The following is a 14,111-nucleotide window of genomic DNA, read 5'->3' as shown; positions in this document are numbered from 1 at the left end:
TACTGACAGGTGTCTGCCTCGGGCGGGCACGGCCCGTGATGCTCGTGGCATGACGAAAAAGAGCGTTCCGATCACCGTCTTCGCCCGTACGACGTCCAGCCCTGCCCACACCCACCGGGTCATCGTGCCGATCGACCTCTCCCGGGTCTTCAGGCCGTGGGGACCGTTCCCCGGCGTCGCGGAGGTGCGCGGCCAGACCGGCGTCTGGGACCGGCCGGGGACCTCGCGCCAGACCTGGTTCACCGACGGCTCCAAGGCCGACGAGCGGCTCACCGAGGTCGTGGACGGACACGGGTTCGCCTACGAGCTCAGCGGCTTCACCAACGTGCTGGCCAAGCTGGTCTCCGGGGTGCGTGGCGAGTGGTCGTTCCTCCCCGACGGCACCGGCACGTCGATCCGGTGGACCTACGACTTCCGGCCACTGCCTGGCCGCCGCTGGATCGTCGCCGGGCCGTTCAAGCCGCTCTGGACCCGCTACATGCGCGCCGCGCTCGCTCGGATGGTGACGGTGGCGCAGGACACGCCTGGTGCGATCATGGAGGAGTGAGCGGCCTGAGCTTCGGTGACCTGCTGCGCGGCTGGCGCGATCGCCTCGACCCGGCTGATGCCGGCTACGCCCGGTCAGCTCGTCGGCGCGCCCCCGGGCTGCGCCGCGAGGAGCTCGCCGAGCTCGCCGGTCTGTCCCACGAGTACGTGCTGCGGCTGGAGCAGGGCCGGGCCACCAACCCGTCAGCCCAGGTGGTCTCGGCCCTGGCCCGCGCGCTGCGGCTCTCCCCTGCCGAACGCGACCAGCTCTTCCGTGCCGCGGGTCTGCTCGCGCCTCGCGACCAGGTCGTCGGCACCCACGTGCCGCCGAGCATCCGCCGCCTCGTCGACCGCCTCGGCGATCTCCCGATCGGCGTGTTCGCCGCCGATTGGAGCCTGCTGTGGTGGAACGACATGTGGACGGCTCTGCACGGCGATCCGTCCGGCCTGCCGCCCGCCGAACGCAACCTCGCCCGCGCCCTCTTCGGCACGGGCGAGGGCCGCTGGTACCTGCGCCCGGTCACCTCGGCGGCCGGGCCGTACGCCTTCGAGACCGCGATCGTGGCGGACCTGCGCGAAGCGGTCTCCCGCTACCCGGCCGACCCGGACCTGGCGGCGCTCGTGGACGACCTGCGGGCGGCCTCACCCTTCTTCGGTGAGCTGTGGTCGGTGACGGGCATGGGACAGCTCACCGGCGACCTCAAGACGATCAGGCATCCCGAGCTGGGTGACGTCACCCTGGACTGCGACGTGCTGACCGTGCCCGGCGTCGACCTGCGCATCGTCACCTACACGGCGGCCCAGGGAACCGGCGGTGCCGACCAGCTCGACCTCCTGCGTGCGTCCCGGCTCAGCGAAGCCCGCTGACGGCCGGTCAGCCGAGCCCGATCTGCTGGTAGAACGTCTGGTTGTCCCAGAACAGGAACTCCTCGTCCATCGTGCCGCGCCGGTTCCACAACCCGACGGTGGCCATGTTGATGGCGTACTTCTTGCCCGTCGGCGGGATCAGACCGCCCTTGCCGTCCGGCATCGGCCGCGTGAAGGTGCCCTTCATGACGCCGGCGACCGCGCTCAGCCCGCCGTTCGCGACCCGCAGGTAGTGCGACTCGATGCGGGTGTCCGGCGCCCAGACGAACAGGGCCTTGAGGTCCTCGACGTGCCTGTCGATGCCGTCGGTGTAGTGGCCGTCGGGCCAGTGCACGCGGATGTTGCGGGCGTGGCTCTCCCCCAGCCGGGCCCACTTCTGGTGGCTGAAGACGTCGAAGTCGAGCTCGTCGAACGTACGGAGGTTCTCCCGTTCCTCCCTGGTCAGGTCCTTGGCGAACGGCGGGTTCGGCACCGGCGTGGTGGCCGGGTCCGGCAGCGGCGTCCACGGCGAGTAGCCCGCAGGAGCGGCGGCCTCGGCCACGCCACCGGTCACGGCCGCCAGCGCCATCGCGCCGAAAGCGGCAGTGCTGCCCTGGGTGATGAGCGAACGACGGTTCAGCATCTCGTGCACCTTCCCACTCGGTGTGTGCACGAGAGCGTGGCACTAACTTTTCGATAGCGCTATACCCAAGACAGCGCTGTGATCTAGCTAGCATCGACCTCGATGGAGTCGATGGCGGCGGCCGCGAGCGGGGTCGCGGTCTCGGCGTAGCGGGTGGCCAGGGACTGGAACAGCTGCTCCGCCTCGATCGCCGGCCAGTCGCCCGCGAGCAGCTCGGCCGGTAGATGCGGGTCCTGCCGCACGAGGTCGAGCCAGTCGGCGTGCAGCAGCAACTGGCGGGCCAGGTCGTCCGGCAGCGTGCTGTCCGGCTCACGCCACTTCGTCAGGAAGTCCTGGTAGCGGGCGGCGATGGCGGCCGTGTCGAACGCGCGGCGCGCCAGGTCCGCCGCCTCGGTCGGTTTGGCGTGCTGGGCGGTGAAGACCGTGACGTTCTCCGCGAGCCCCTCGACCAGTTCGGTCACGTCACGTGCACCGGGGGCGATCCACAGGCCGTTCTGCACCGGACCGAAGCCCGCCCACTGCAGCTGCGAGCGCAGGTCGTGCCGTTCGCCGCGGCGGCCCTCCGGCAGTGAGAAGCCGACCAGGGTCCAGGTGCCGTCCCAGTCGCGGTTGACCGCGCCGCGCTGCCAGATGCGGCGCTCGCCGTCCCTCAGGACGTCCGTCGCGCGCGGCGTGAGTCCGAAGTAGACCTTGCGGCCGTTGCGGTGCTTGGTGAGCAGGCCCCGCGAGGCCATGCGCGTCAGCGTCGAGCGCACCGCCTCCTCCGAGACGTCCACGCGCCCGAACACGTCGATCACGCTGCCCGAGTAGACCGCGATGCCGCGGTCGAACACGTACAGGCCGAGGAAGTTGAGCATCAACGACTGGGGCGTCACGCAGCTCACGATACATGTTGGGCAGCATCTAGACGAGCGTCATGAATATGCCCTACTTTGGGTCGCGACCCCAACGGAGAGGACTCGCCTGATGGAGCTGTCGGGAAAGGTCGCGATCGTCACCGGCGCCGGCCGCGGGCTGGGGCGGGCGTACGCGGAAGCGTTGGCGCGCAACGGGGCCAAGGTCGTCGTCAACGACGTGGACGAGAGCGCCGAGGAGGTCGCCGCGGGCATCGGGGGCCGCGCGGTGATCGCGCCGGTCGGGTCCACCGAGACCGCCGACCTGCTCGTCGCGGCGGCCGTCGAGGAGTTCGGACAGCTCGACGTCCTGGTCACCAACGCGGGCATCCTGCGCGACCGCGTGCTGTGGAAGATGACCGACGACGACTTCGACGCGGTGATCAACGTGCACCTGCGCGGCACCTTCACGTGTGCGCGTGCGGCGGCGGTGCGGATGCGCGAACAGGGCACGGGCGGCAGCCTCGTGCTGGTCGCGTCACCCGCCGGGCAGCGCGGCAACTTCGGGCAGACCAACTACTCCGCCGCCAAGGCCGGGATCGCCGCCATGGCACGGACCTGGGCGTTGGAGCTGGCCCGCTCGGACATCGCCGTCAACGCGGTCGTCCCCGTCGCCGCCACCGAGATGACCCGCACGATCCCCGCGTTCGCGCCGTTGATCGAGGAGTCGGAACGGACCGGCGCGCCGTTGCCGGAGTGGGTGCGGCGCGACGAAGGCCTGGGCACCGTCGAGGACGTCGCCGGCCTGATCGTCTACCTCGCCTCGGACGCGGCGAAAGGTGTTACGGGACAGGCGATCGGTGTCGGCGGCGACAAGCTCGCACTCTGGTCGCACCCCGTCGAGAAGCAGGTCCTGTTCGCGGACGGCGGATGGGACGCGGACGCGATCGCCGAGCGGTTCGGCGAGTTCGAGGCCGAGACCTACGGGATCCCGATGCCGGTGGCGCCATGAGTGTTCCCAAAATGGATGTGGACAGCCTCGTCGCCATCGACGTCCACACGCACGCGGAGATCTCCAGCGACGGCCACAGTTCGCTGAGCCCCACGCTGATCGAGGCGTCCGCCAAGTACTTCAAGTCCACCCACCGCCAGCCGACGATCGCCGAGACCGCCCGGATCTACCGCGAGCGGAAGATGGCCGCGGTGATCTTCACGGTCGACGCGGAACACGCCACCGGACACCCGCGCATCTCCAACGAGGAGATCGCCGCGTCCTGCGCCGAGCACGCCGACGTGCTGATCCCGTTCGCGAGCGTCGACCCGTGGAAGGGCCGCACCGCCGTCCGGGAGGCCCGCAGGCTCGTCGAGGAGCACGGTGTGCGGGGCTTCAAGTTCCACCCCAGCCTCCAGGACTTCTCCCCGGACGACCGGATGGCGTACCCGCTCTACGAGGTGATCGAGGAGCTCGGCGTGCCCGCGCTGTTCCACAGTGGACAGACCGGGATCGGTGCCGGCGTGCCCGGCGGCGGTGGCATCAGGCTCAAGCACTCCAACCCGATGCTCGTGGACGACGTGGCCGTCGACTTCCCGCACCTCAGGATCGTGCTCGCGCACCCGTCCTTCCCCTGGCAGGACGAGGCGCTCGCGGTGGCCACGCACAAGCCGTTCGTGTACATCGACCTGTCCGGCTGGTCGCCGAAGTACTTCCCGCCGCAGCTCGTCCGCTACGCCAACACCCTGTTGCAGGACAAGGTCCTGTTCGGCTCGGACCACCCGGTGATCACCCCGGACCGCTGGCTCGCGGACTTCGCCAAGCTGGAGATCTCCGACGAGGTCCGCCCCAAGATCCTCAAGCTCAACGCCGCCCGGCTGCTCGGACTCGTGAAGGAGGAAGCGTGACCATCTCCGTCCAAGGAATCGCCGAACTCAAGGCCCTGGCGGGCACGAGTCTCGGCCACACCGACTGGCTGCAGATCGACCAGAGCCGCGTCGACACGTTCGCCACCGCCACCGACGACCACCAGTGGATCCACGTCGACCCGGTGCGCGCCGCCACCGGGCCGTTCGGCGGCACGATCGCCCACGGGTACCTCACGCTGGCGCTGCTCATCCCGTTGATGACCGAGCTGCTCGAGGTCTCGGGCGTGCGGATGAGCCTCAACTACGGGCTGGACAAGGTGCGCTTCCCCGCACCCGTGCCGGTCGGGGCGAAGATCCGGCTGCTGGGCCAGGTCGCGTCCGTCGAGGACGTGCCGGGCGACGGCGTGCAGCTCACCGTCGACTTCACCGTCGAGATCGAGGGCTCCGAGAAGCCCGCTTGCGTCGCACGTGCCGTCTACCGCCACTACGCATGAGGTGAAGTCATGGCGACAACAACGCAGTTACGCCGCGCGGTCTCGTCCAGCTTCCTCGGAAGCGTGATCGAGTACTACGACTTCCTGCTCTACGCCACGGCCTCCGCGGTCGTGTTCAACAAGGTCTTCTTCTCCTCGCTGGACCCGCTGGTCGGCACGATCGCGAGCTTCGGCACGTTCGCCACCGGCTACCTCGCCCGGCCGCTCGGCGGAGTCCTCTTCGGACACTACGGGGACCTGCTGGGGCGCAAGAAGATGCTCGTGCTGACCATGAGCCTGATGGGCGTGGCGAGCTTCCTGATCGGCCTGCTGCCCACCTACGCCCAGGTCGGCTGGCTCGCCCCTGCCGGACTGATCCTGCTGCGCGTGGTGCAGGGCATCTCCGTCGGCGGCGAGTGGGGCGGCGCCGTGCTCATGTCCGCCGAGCACGCCACGTCCCGGCGCGGGCTGTGGGCGAGCTTCACCAACGCGGGCGCGCCGTGCGGCATGGTGCTGTCGACCCTCGCCCTGAGCGGTACCGCGGCGCTGGTCGGTGAGAAGGCGTTCCTCGAGTGGGGCTGGCGGGTGCCGTTCCTGCTGAGCCTGGTGCTGCTCGGCATCGGCCTGTTCGTGCGGCTGAAGGTCGAGGAGACGCCCGTCTTCAAGGCCGAGGGGAAGAAGGGCACGATGCCGCTGCTCGACGTGCTGCGCAACCACCCGCGCACGCTGCTGCTCGGTATCGGCGTCGGCCTCTCCGCGTTCGTCGCGCAGTCGACCTTGACGACCTTCATCCTCGCGTACGGCGTGCAGGCCGGAAACAGCCGGCAGTCGATCCTCAACGCGCTGACGCTGTCCTCGGCGCTCGCGGTGATCGGCATCCTCGGCTGGTCGGCGGCGTCGGACCGGTTCGGCCGCAGACCTGTCGTGCTCGCCGGCGCGGTGCTCATGGCGGCGTTCGGGTTCGTGCTGTTCCCGTTGGTGGACAACGGCTACGTGGTCATCGCCCTGGTGCTCGGCCAGGCCGTGATCCATCCGATGATGTACGGGCCGCTCGCCGCGCTGTACAGCGAGCTGTTCAACACCGGCAGCCGCTACACCGGTGCCTCGCTCGGCTACCAGCTCGCGGGCCTGGGCGCGGGGCTCGCGCCGTTGCTCTTCGCACAGGTGCAGCGCTCGTCCGGCACGGGCGCGATTCCGTTCATCCTCGCGGCCTTCTGCCTGCTCACCGTGGTGTGCACGGTGATCCTGCGGGAGACCAGCCGGACCAGCCTGACAGGAGACAGGAATGCGGAACTCGGGGCTGGGCAGCTGGCCACACCGCCGCGCACGCATGGCGCCGAAGCGTGAGGCGCTGACCTACCAAGGGGTCTCCACCTCCTACGAGGAACTGGCTGTCCGCACGACCCGGCTGGCGTGGCGGTTGCGGGAGCTCGGCGTGGGGCACGGTGACCGGGTCGCGTACCTCGGCCCGAACCACCCGTCGTTCGCCGAGACCATGTTCGCCGCGCACCAGCTGGGCGCGATCTTCGTGCCGTTGAACTTCCGGCTGACGCCGGCGGAGATCAGCTATCAGCTGGCCGACTGCGGGGCGCGTGTGCTGGTGCACGCGCCCTCGCACCTCGTGGAGCATCCGCGAGCCGTGTCGCTCTCCACGTACGAGGACTGGCTCCTCGGCGGTTCCGACGAGCCGCTGGACGAGGTGGTCGGGGTCGACGACGCCGCGCTGATCCTCTACACCTCCGGCACGACCGGCAGGCCCAAGGGCGCGATCCTGAGTCACGCCAACCTGTTGTGGAACACGTTCAACCTGATGATCGGCGTCGACATCGCCTCGGACGAGGTCGCGCTGGTCACCGCGCCGTTGTTCCACGTCGCCGCGCTCACGCAGACGTTGCTGCCCACCTTCATCAAGGGTGGGCACAGCGTGATCACCCCGCGGTGGGACGTCGCCGAGTGCGTCTCGTTGATCGAGACCCACCGCGTGACGTGGATGTTCGGTGTGTCCACGATGTACGCCGACCTGGCTTCGTCTTCGTTGTGGGAGAAGGCGGACCTGTCGTCGTTGCGCGTGCTGCTGTGCGGCGGGGCGGCCGTGCCGGACGCGGTGATCCGCGCCTACCAGGACCGGGGGCTGGTGTTCTGCCAGGGATACGGCCTCACGGAGACCGCGCCCGGTGCCACGTTCCTGGAGGCCGCGGACAGCGTTCGCCGGGCGGGTTCGGCCGGGCCCTGCGTGTTCTTCGGCGACCTGCGGCTGGCCGACACCGGTGAGATCGAGGTGCAGGGACCGAACGTCACCCCTGGCTACTGGAACGACCCGGTCGCCACCCAGGCCGCGTTCACCGAGGACGGCTGGTTCCGCACCGGCGACCTCGGGCGGCTCGACGACGGTCACCTGTACGTGCTGGACCGCCTCAAGGACATGTACATCTCCGGCGGCGAGAACGTCTACCCGGCCGAGGTGGAGAACGCGATCACCTCGCACCCGGACGTGGTGGAGGTCGCCGTCGTCGGGGTGCCGGACCGGCGGTGGGGCGAGGTCGGGCGCGCGTTCGTCCGGCCCCGCGACGGTGCCGTGGTCGACGCGGCCGGGTTGCGGGAGTTCCTGGTGCCGCGCCTGGCGAAGTACAAGATCCCGGTCCACGTCGAGGTGGTCGCCGAACTGCCTCGCACGGGGTCAGGGAAGGTCCTCAAGCCCGCGCTGCGCCGGTTGCCGCTGTGACCTCGTAGCGGGCCAGGACCGTCTGGACCGCCTCGTCCACCGAGTGGGCCATGGCCTTCTCGGTGGGCGCCCAGTTCATCAGCAGCATCCGGGGCCAGAACGCGAAGTTCGAGATCATGCCGAGGAACTGGGTCGCGGCCAGGACCGGGTCTTCCACTTCCAGCGTGCCGGCTTCGTGTTCGGCGGCGAGGTAGTCGCGGACCGCGTCGAAGAACGGCTGTTTGCCCAGCTTGAACTGGGTCTGGCCGAGCTCGGGGAAACGTGGCGCCTCGGCGATGACGATGCGGAACAGCGCGACCATGCCCGGCCGGGTCAGCAACGCCACGTACCGGTTGCCGAGCGACTGGAGCCCCTTCGCCGGATCACCGGGCTGCGGCGTGAGCGCGCCCTCCTCCGTGCGCCAGTAGTCCGTGACGATCGCGTCGAACAGCTCGGCCTTCGTCGGGAACTGCTTGAACAGCGTCGCCTTCGACACCCCGGCCGCGTCGGCGATGCGCGCGAGCGAGGTCTTGTCGTAGCCGGATTCCAGGAACAGCCCCGTGGCCGCGTCGACGATCGCCGTCCGCTTCTGCTCCGCCATGCGCTCGTGGTAGGTCGGCACGCCCTCCAGTATGCCATGAGGTGAGTCACTTGACTCACCATGCCGCTCGTGTCTAACGTTCCGAGGTGAGTCACTCAACTCACCACTGGAGGAGAACGATGGCACGCTTCGACGGCAAGACGGTCCTCGTCACCGGCGCGACCAGCGGGATGGGCGCGAGCCACGTCCGGGGCTTCCACGCGGAAGGCGCCCAGGTCGTGATCGCCGCCCGTGACCTGGACGCGGGCTCGAAGGTCGCGAAGGAGCTGGGCTCGCGGGCGTTCGCGGTGCGGCTCGACGTGACGGACGAGGACGCGTGGATCGCTGCGGTCCAGGCAGCGGAGGAGCGGTTCGGGCCGGTGTCCGTGCTGGTCAACAACGCGGGTGCGCAGCACGCGGCCGCGTTGATCGAGGACACCTCGCGCGAGGTCTGGGACCGGACCATGGCGGTGAACCTGACCGGCCAGTTCCTCGGCATCAAGCACGTCGCGCCGTCGTTGCGCAGGGCCGGCGGCGGGTCGATCGTGAACATCGCCTCGACCATGGGCAACGTGGGTTCGCCGTATTACGCGCCGTACGTGGCGAGCAAGTGGGCGCTGCGCGGCCTCACCAAGACCGCGGCGCTGGAGCTCGGCCGCGACGGGATCAGGGTCAACTCGATCCACCCCGGTGTCGTGTCGACGCCGCTGATCACCGAACCGGTCGCGGCGGGCCAGCCCGCGATCGGCGACCTCTACTCCCCCGCGCCGTTCGCCGTGCCGAGGCTGGGCGAGCCCGCCGAGTTCACCGCGCTGGTGCTCTACCTGGCGTCGGCCGAGGCGGCGTTCGCGACCGGGTCGGAGTTCGTGCTGGACGGCGGCCTGCTGCTCGGACCCGCCCTAGCCGCGTAGGTAGTCCGACACCGGGCCGAACGTGAACAGCCCGGTGCCCGCCACGAGCTCGTCCTTGGCGGGCAGGAGCAGCGCATGTGCGCGCTCCGCGAGTTCGTCGTCGTGCAGTCTGGTCGCCGCCATCGCCAGCAGGCAGGCGCGGACCTCGGTGAGCAGGTCCGCCGGCCCGTCCGGGAGCGCTCGCGCCGCGGCCAGCGCCTCGTCACGAGGCAGCGCCAGCGGGCGGACCCAGTCGAGCAACGGGCCCCAGTCGTCATCGAGGTCCGCTGTGGACGGCCCGTGCACGCTCAGCAGGGCCAGCGGCAGAAGTCCGCGTTCCATGCCCCACATCCCGGTGCCCCTGATGCGCTCGGCCGCTGCTCGGTAGGCGCGATCGGCGTCGGCGGCCTTCCCCGCCGCCACGAGCTTCAGCGCCGCGTACCAGTCGGTGAAGACACCGACCAACGGCAGGTCGTGGCGCCGGGCGAGGTCGTCGGCCGCGGCCGCGTGCAGGTCGGCGGTCCCGAAGTCGGCGAGCGCGGAGCAGGCCTGGACGAGGATCAGGTGGCCCAGCACCTCGTAGGTGACGTCGGTGGCGACCTCGAGGAGTTCGCGGCCGATCGCGGCGCGCTCGTGGGCGAGGCCCGTGCGGTGGAAGGTGTGCATGAAGCGGGCGTTCAGCGCGAACGCCCGGAGTGCGGGATCGCCGAGGTCACGGGCTATGGCCTCGGCTTCCCGCGCTTCACCGAGGCGGGCGCCGGTGCCTCGGTCCTCCATGGCGATGGTGGCGAGCAGACGGGCGCGGATCGCGGTGGGACCGGGGAACGCGGGCAGGACGCGTCCGGCGGCGGCGATCAGTTCGGCGGAGTGGGCCGGGTCGTCGTTCGTGGTCCAGATGCCGGGCACGTCGTACGAGCCGATCACCTCGGCCAGTTCCCGCGGACCGCCGGCCAGCCGCAACGCCGCCGACCTCTGCTCCCGTGCCGCCGCCAGGTCTCCGCTCACCGCCAACGCCCTGACCAGCCCCGTCAACCGCTCCGAGCCGGCCGCGATCGCGGCACGCCACAGCCTCACCGCCTCACGTGGCGAACGCGTCTGCTCCGCGGCCTCCGCCAACGCGTTCGCCGCCGCCGCGCTCCTCGTGCCCGCGAGGCCGTAGTGATGCGCGAGCGTCTGCACTTCACCGGGTCGCAGCGCCTCCGCCACCGCCTCGTGCCAGCGAGCACGCCTGGTCAGCGAGACGTCCTCATACACCGTGTCGCGCACCAACGCGTGCGTGAACCGGGCGTGGCCGGGCCCCACCTCCACGACGAACCCGGCTTCGATCGCGAGGTCCAGTGCGTCGAGCACGTCGTGACCGGCCAGTGCGGCCAACAGGTCCACCTCGACGTCCCTGCCCAGCACGGAGGCCTGGCGCAGCACGGTCCGCGCCTCGGCCGGCAGCCCGGCGAGGCGGTGGCGGAGCACGTCACGCACACCGGCCGGAACAGAGCCGAGATCGCCGCCGGATGCGACCAGCCGTCCCAGTTCCTTGACGTAGAAAGGATTGCCTCCGCTGCGTTCGTGGATCACGACCGCGTTCTTCGCTCCGACCAGTGCGGCCACGGCGTCCGCGTCCAGACCTCCGAGCTCGACCCGGACCGGTTCGGCACGGGCCAGGGCCTCCAGTGGCACCGCGGAGCGTGAGGTCGCCACGATCAACACCCGGCCGGAGAGCCGGTGGCCGGTGAACGCGGCCAGCACCGCGAGGGTCTCCTCGTCGGCCTGGTGCAGGTCGTCCAGCACCACCAGGACGGGTGCGGCCGATTCCACAGTGGACACGATCGACAGGCGGAGCCGGAACCGGTCCGCGGCGCCGAGCTCCTCCCCCAGCGCCTCGACCACCTGCTGCCACGGCCACGCGACGGGCGCGTCCTCCTGGCAGCGCGCCCAGACCGTCCGCCAGCCCCGGCTGGCCAGCAGCTCGGCGAACGCCGTGGCGAGGGCTGTCTTGCCCACGCCTGCCTCGCCCGTCACCAGGGCGATGCCCAGGCCCGCTGCCGGGACGGCGGTCTCCAGCAACGCGAGCTCGGCGGCGCGTCCCACCAGCGACGACACGGGTGAGGGCCGCAGCCGCGGGGACTGGGCCAGGATGTCCGACTCCAGCGTGCGGAGCTCCTCGCCGGGATCGACGCCGAGGTTCTCGACCAGCGCGTGCCTGGCCTCGCGCACCGCCTCCAGCGCGTCACCCTGGCGGCCTTCGCGGTACAGCGCCAGCGCGAGCAGGCTCCAGGCCTTTTCGCGCCACGGGTGATCGGTCAGGTGAGCGCGCAGGTCGGCGACCACACCCGCGGCCCGCCCCAGCGCCAGTGCGGCCTCGGCCCGGCGCTCCACCGCGACGAGCCGCAGTTCCTCCAGCCGGTCGATCTCGGCCCGTGCCCAGTGCTCGTCGGCGAACTCGGCGTAGGCGGGCCCGCGCCACAACGCCAACGCACTGTCCAAGACGGACAGATCGCCGCCGAGCATCTCCTCGAACCGCCAGGCGTCCACGTCGTCGGCCAGCAGCGCGTAACCCGCACCCTCGGTGACCAGCAAAGAAGAAGGAGTCCGGGGTGGACGGTCCGGTTCCAGGGCTTTCCGCAGCGCGCCGACGAACGTCTGGACCGTGCCCAGGGCACCGTCGGGCGGGTCTTCCCACAGGTCGGCGACGAGCGTGCGCACCGGGACGACGCGGCGCCGGGCGACCAGCAGGCGGGCCAGCACGGCGCGTTGTTTCGGGCCGCCGAGGCGGGCGGATCCCGCGGTCAGCGGGCCGAGCACCCCGAACGTCACCACGCGCTGACCCTAACGCTGATTCGTTGCTGATCGGGCGGGCGCACAGTCTCGGCGTGAACCACACCGCATTCGACCACCAGCGCGTCCAGGTCTCCGACGGCGTCGAGGTCAACGTCGCCGTCACCGGATCCGGCAGCCCGATCGTGCTGCTGCACGGCTTCCCGCAGACCCACCTCATGTGGCGGCACGTCGCCGCTGACCTGGCCGCCGACCACACCGTGATCATGCCCGACCTGCGCGGCTACGGCGACAGCGACAAGCCCGCCGACACCGGCCTCACCTACGCCAAGCGCACGATGGCCGCCGACGTCGTCCAGGTCGCGCAGGCGCTCGGACACGACCGGTTCGCCCTGGTGGGCCACGACCGGGGCGCGCTCGTGGCGTTCCGCACCGGACTCGACCACCCGCAGCACGTCACGCACCTCGCGTCGCTCGACGTGCTGCCGACGCTGGACATGTGGGACGTGATGCGCGGAACGTCCGCCGCCATCGGGTTCCACCTGTTCCTGATGGCCCAGCCACCCGGCCTCGCCGAAGAGATGATCAGCGCGACCCCGGACGCGTTCTTCGGGCACTTCCTCGACATCTGGAGCGGGCAGCCGTTCCCGCAGGAAGTGCGCGCCGAGTACCTGCGCGCCAGCCGCGAGGCGGTCACGTCGATCGTCGCGGACTACCGGGCGTCGGCGACGATCGACGTCGAGCACGACACCGCGGACCGCGAGGCGGGGAACCAGCTGAAGATGCCCGTCACCGTGCTGCAGCAGGACTGGGGCGCGGCGCTCGGCTTCGACGCCAAGGCGCTGTGGCAGGCCTGGGCACCCGATCTCGACCACCGCACGGTCTCCTGCGGACACTTCATGGCCGAGGAGGCGCCGGACGTGGTGACCACTGCGATTCGCGACCTGATCGCCCGATAGTTCCCGCGGGCGCGATCCAGCGGCACGATGGGCCGGCGCAGCTGCCCCGGCCCGTTGCCGTGCCTCAGGGAAGCGCGAGCCAGCCGCAGCCCAGGCGCCAGTGGCCGCCGGACTGGAGGTGGCTGACGATCGCGCGCTGCAAGGTGGTGTCCCGCGGCAGGGTGGAGAGGTCACCGGTGCCGGGAAGGAGGTGGTGGACGAACTCGAGAACGTCGCTGTCGCCGTCCGGCGTCGGTCCGAACGGGATCCAGCGGCGTTGAAACCGCACGATGTTCGAAGTCCCGGGCAGGAACTCCGTGAGCTGCGGATCGAGCAGCCACGAACGGCAGGTGCCGTACTCGTACCGTTCGTCCGGGAAGTGGGCGTGGAAGAACGGCCTGGCGCGCTGGAACGACTCGTCGCACGCCTCGGGCGTCATCGGGCCGTCGCCGGGGACGTGCACTTCCAGGACGGGCGTGCCGTCCTTCGGGCCGTCGTCCGATTCCGCCTGGTACTCGTCGATCGTGAGCACCGCGCGGTCGAACTGCAGCCTGCCGAGCCGGAAGAGCGTGCCGCGGAAGTGCCGCACCAGCCAGCGCTGACGGTCGAACCCGCCTGTGTCGTGGCACTTGCGGTAGCCGGCGACCTTCTCGCCCAGGTCCCGCACGGTCGCCGCGGTGACGTCGAACGGGATGTTCAGCCTCCCGTGCAACGTCAGCAGTGACGGCAGCGCGAGCAGGAAGAGGTGGACGTAGAAGTACCGTCCGGCTTCACCGAGCCCGGCAGGTGCGTCCGGCCAGTCGACCTTCCGGCTGGAAATCGGGTCCGGAGCGTAGAGGACCTGGTGGCAGCGCAGCAGCGCCTCCCACAGGTCCGGCGTCCTGTCCGGACCGGGCAGCGTCGTCAGCACACCTGTGTGGTCTGCGTCCGGAACGCCGAGCAGCACGAGCCGCCGGGCGGCCTCCGCCGTCGTCACCGGTTCCAGATCCGCGACGTCGGCACCGGGCTGTTTCAGCAGCACGGCGAGCCAGTCGTCGATCTCGCTCATGG

14 protein-coding genes are annotated in these 14,111 nt (G+C 70.6%); 9 read left to right on the top strand and 5 right to left on the bottom strand.

Going from position 1 to position 14,111, the window contains the following annotated elements:
• Positions 1-49 precede the first annotated feature (49 nt).
• The gene (locus ACSHWB_RS33695; protein ID WP_439657325.1) at positions 50-547 is read left to right on the top strand and encodes an SRPBCC family protein; all 498 of its coding nucleotides are present in this window, start codon (positions 50-52) and stop codon (positions 545-547) included.
• A complete protein-coding gene (locus ACSHWB_RS33690; RefSeq protein WP_439657324.1) occupies positions 544-1,392 on the top strand; it encodes a helix-turn-helix domain-containing protein in 849 nt (282 codons plus the stop codon). Before ACSHWB_RS33695 ends, ACSHWB_RS33690 begins: the two co-directional genes overlap by 4 nt.
• A gap of 7 nt (positions 1,393-1,399) precedes the next feature.
• Here ACSHWB_RS33690 and ACSHWB_RS33685 read toward each other — a convergent pair whose 3' ends face one another.
• Together ACSHWB_RS33685 and ACSHWB_RS33680 are read right to left on the bottom strand one after the other, a co-directional pair.
• On the bottom strand, positions 1,400-2,014 hold the full coding sequence (locus ACSHWB_RS33685) for an ester cyclase (RefSeq protein ID WP_439657323.1): 615 nt from the start codon (positions 2,012-2,014) through the stop codon (positions 1,400-1,402).
• Between the two features lie 83 nt (positions 2,015-2,097).
• Positions 2,098-2,889: a PaaX family transcriptional regulator gene (locus ACSHWB_RS33680; protein WP_439657322.1), complete on the bottom strand. Its 792-nt coding sequence runs from the start codon at positions 2,887-2,889 to the stop codon at positions 2,098-2,100.
• Between the two features lie 91 nt (positions 2,890-2,980).
• Here ACSHWB_RS33680 and ACSHWB_RS33675 point away from each other — a divergent pair, with 91 nt between their 5' ends.
• The 5 genes from ACSHWB_RS33675 to ACSHWB_RS33655 are packed head-to-tail and all read left to right on the top strand — an operon-like array spanning position 2,981 to position 7,902.
• Positions 2,981-3,859, top strand: coding sequence for an SDR family NAD(P)-dependent oxidoreductase (locus ACSHWB_RS33675; RefSeq protein WP_439657321.1), 879 nt, complete (start codon positions 2,981-2,983; stop codon positions 3,857-3,859).
• Positions 3,860-3,870: 11 nt separating this feature from the next.
• On the top strand, positions 3,871-4,746 hold the full coding sequence (locus tag ACSHWB_RS33670; RefSeq protein ID WP_439664718.1) for an amidohydrolase family protein: 876 nt from the start codon (positions 3,871-3,873) through the stop codon (positions 4,744-4,746).
• Entirely contained in the window at positions 4,743-5,201 is a 459-nt protein-coding gene (locus ACSHWB_RS33665; RefSeq protein ID WP_439657320.1) for a MaoC family dehydratase, read from the top strand. Before ACSHWB_RS33670 ends, ACSHWB_RS33665 begins: the two co-directional genes overlap by 4 nt.
• A gap of 9 nt (positions 5,202-5,210) precedes the next feature.
• Entirely contained in the window at positions 5,211-6,527 is a 1,317-nt protein-coding gene (locus tag ACSHWB_RS33660) for an MFS transporter (RefSeq protein WP_439657319.1), read from the top strand.
• Positions 6,466-7,902, top strand: coding sequence for an acyl-CoA synthetase (locus tag ACSHWB_RS33655; RefSeq protein ID WP_439657318.1), 1,437 nt, complete (start codon positions 6,466-6,468; stop codon positions 7,900-7,902). Before ACSHWB_RS33660 ends, ACSHWB_RS33655 begins: the two co-directional genes overlap by 62 nt.
• Here ACSHWB_RS33655 and ACSHWB_RS33650 read toward each other — a convergent pair.
• Entirely contained in the window at positions 7,871-8,503 is a 633-nt protein-coding gene (locus tag ACSHWB_RS33650) for a TetR/AcrR family transcriptional regulator C-terminal domain-containing protein (RefSeq protein WP_439657317.1), read from the bottom strand. The genes ACSHWB_RS33655 and ACSHWB_RS33650 overlap by 32 nt on opposite strands.
• Before the next feature lie 98 nt (positions 8,504-8,601).
• Here ACSHWB_RS33650 and ACSHWB_RS33645 point away from each other — a divergent pair, with 98 nt between their 5' ends.
• Positions 8,602-9,372 (top strand): SDR family NAD(P)-dependent oxidoreductase, encoded by a 771-nt coding sequence (locus ACSHWB_RS33645; RefSeq protein WP_439657316.1) that lies wholly within the window; start codon positions 8,602-8,604, stop codon positions 9,370-9,372.
• Here the strand turns inward: ACSHWB_RS33645 and ACSHWB_RS33640 are convergent.
• Entirely contained in the window at positions 9,361-12,165 is a 2,805-nt protein-coding gene (locus tag ACSHWB_RS33640; protein ID WP_439657315.1) for a BTAD domain-containing putative transcriptional regulator, read from the bottom strand. The two genes, ACSHWB_RS33645 and ACSHWB_RS33640, sit on opposite strands and share 12 nt — an antisense overlap.
• A gap of 53 nt (positions 12,166-12,218) precedes the next feature.
• Here ACSHWB_RS33640 and ACSHWB_RS33635 point away from each other — a divergent pair, with 53 nt between their 5' ends.
• Entirely contained in the window at positions 12,219-13,082 is an 864-nt protein-coding gene (locus tag ACSHWB_RS33635; RefSeq protein ID WP_439657314.1) for an alpha/beta fold hydrolase, read from the top strand.
• Positions 13,083-13,146: 64 nt separating this feature from the next.
• Here the strand turns inward: ACSHWB_RS33635 and ACSHWB_RS33630 are convergent, their stop codons facing one another.
• Complete coding sequence (locus ACSHWB_RS33630) at positions 13,147-14,109, bottom strand: acyltransferase domain-containing protein (RefSeq protein ID WP_439657313.1); 963 nt, start codon at positions 14,107-14,109, stop codon at positions 13,147-13,149.
• Positions 14,110-14,111 lie beyond the last annotated feature (2 nt).

It is taken from the genome of Lentzea sp. HUAS TT2, assembly GCF_051853195.1.
Taxonomy (GTDB): Bacteria; Actinomycetota; Actinomycetes; order Mycobacteriales; family Pseudonocardiaceae; genus Lentzea.
This window is presented reverse-complemented; position numbering and strand designations above follow the sequence as displayed.

Bases quoted from the DNA above. Each gene is read 5' to 3' on its own strand.
- ACSHWB_RS33695 (WP_439657325.1), top strand. From the start codon at position 50: ATGACGAAAAAGAGCGTTCCGATCACCGTCTTCGCCCGTACGACGTCC.
- ACSHWB_RS33685 (WP_439657323.1), bottom strand. From the start codon at position 2,014: ATGCTGAACCGTCGTTCGCTCATCACCCAGGGCAGCACTGCCGCTTTC.
- ACSHWB_RS33675 (WP_439657321.1), top strand. From the start codon at position 2,981: ATGGAGCTGTCGGGAAAGGTCGCGATCGTCACCGGCGCCGGCCGCGGG.
- ACSHWB_RS33670 (WP_439664718.1), top strand. From the start codon at position 3,871: ATGGATGTGGACAGCCTCGTCGCCATCGACGTCCACACGCACGCGGAG.
- ACSHWB_RS33660 (WP_439657319.1), top strand. From the start codon at position 5,211: ATGGCGACAACAACGCAGTTACGCCGCGCGGTCTCGTCCAGCTTCCTC.
- ACSHWB_RS33655 (WP_439657318.1), top strand. From the start codon at position 6,466: ATGCGGAACTCGGGGCTGGGCAGCTGGCCACACCGCCGCGCACGCATG.
- ACSHWB_RS33645 (WP_439657316.1), top strand. From the start codon at position 8,602: ATGGCACGCTTCGACGGCAAGACGGTCCTCGTCACCGGCGCGACCAGC.
- ACSHWB_RS33630 (WP_439657313.1), bottom strand. From the start codon at position 14,109: ATGAGCGAGATCGACGACTGGCTCGCCGTGCTGCTGAAACAGCCCGGT.